The sequence below is a fragment of the Streptomyces sp. ATLC9 genome, from assembly GCF_057196705.1.
The window spans coordinates 1-1,160 of sequence record NZ_JBXUOY010000517.1 but is presented as its reverse complement, the minus strand read 5'-3'; the positions used below and the strand labels follow the sequence as shown (position 1 = coordinate 1,160).

The window sequence follows — 1,160 nt, the reverse complement described above, 5'->3', positions numbered from 1 at the left end:
GGCTCGCCCGCACCAAACGCGGTCCGCCCCCCCCGGCGACGGGGGGCGCCCACACGGCTTTGCGTGTCTGTGCGCGGCGGCCTGGCCGGTCGCGGCGCTTATCGCGTCTCGCGGTGCGCGGTGTGCGCGTTGCAGCGCGGGCAGTGCTTCTTCATCTCAAGACGGTCCGGGTTGTTGCGCCGGTTCTTCTTGGTGATGTAGTTCCGCTCCTTGCACTCCACGCAGGCCAGCGTGATCTTCGGGCGGACGTCGGTGGCAGCCACGTGAGTGCTCCTTGACGGCTGGGACGGGTTCAACGCAGAAAGAGTAGCCGATCGGAGGACCGACCCCGCAATCGGCTACTGGGTTTGGTAGCGGTGACCGGACTCGAACCGGTGACACAACGATTATGAGCCGTTTGCTCTACCGACTGAGCTACACCGCCGCGATGCGGGCGGCCCCCGTCTCTCGACGGGGAACCCCACGCACCAGAGCCCCAATACGGAATCGAACCGTAGACCTTCTCCTTACCATGGAGACGCTCTGCCGACTGAGCTATTGGGGCGAGCGATGAAGACATTACACGTTCCGGGTGCCGAACGTGAAATCCGTACCGGCCACACCTCCGTACGGCGGCGCGGAGCGGCCACCGGTACGACTATTGGGCCCCATGTGATGGCGGCACGCCCCGGGCCCGCCCTGGCCCTAGGCTTCGGTGCACCCAGCGATCATGAGCGAAACGCGGGAGCCCCATGCCCGACAGCCAGCCGCAGGAACCGGCGCAGCCCGATCGCGACGCACCACCTCCCCCGGGCCCCTCCGGCCGCCCGGGTTCGCCGGGCCCACCGGGCGGTCCCTCGGACACCGCTTCGGAGGGCGCCCCGACCCCGGCGGCGGCCGCGCTCGTCCTGTGCGGCGCCCGGCTCGCCGACGGCCGCGCCGTGGACGTGCGGATCGGCGGCGGGCGGATCGAGGCGGTCGGGACCGCGGGCAGCCTCTCCTCCCCCGCGCCTCCGTGGGCCACCCGGATCGACCTCGACGGCTATCTGCTGCTGCCCGCGCCCGCCGAGCCCCACGCCCACTACGACACCGCGCTGACGGCGGACGAGGACGCGCACGGCGCCCTCGGCGCCTCCCCGTACGGCCCCCGGGACCCGTACGACCCCGGGCGCCTCCGGCGG

General features: G+C 71.6%; 1 protein-coding gene, 2 tRNA genes and 1 pseudogene. 1 reads left to right on the top strand and 3 read right to left on the bottom strand.

Going from position 1 to position 1,160, the window contains the following annotated elements:
* Window positions 1-98: 98 nt before the first annotated feature.
* The 3 genes from rpmG to AC2CJA_RS26770 form a co-directional block, all read right to left on the bottom strand.
* Complete coding sequence (gene rpmG, locus AC2CJA_RS26780) at window positions 99-263, bottom strand: 50S ribosomal protein L33 (protein ID WP_003948671.1); 165 nt, start codon at window positions 261-263, stop codon at window positions 99-101.
* A gap of 85 nt (window positions 264-348) precedes the next feature.
* Window positions 349-424: transfer RNA gene (locus tag AC2CJA_RS26775), tRNA-Met, on the bottom strand.
* Between the two features lie 47 nt (window positions 425-471).
* Window positions 472-544, bottom strand: a tRNA-Thr gene (locus AC2CJA_RS26770).
* 187 nt (window positions 545-731) lie between these two features.
* Here AC2CJA_RS26770 and AC2CJA_RS26765 point away from each other — a divergent pair.
* Window positions 732-1,160 (top strand): annotated as a pseudogene (locus AC2CJA_RS26765) (hypothetical protein); the annotation flags it as partial.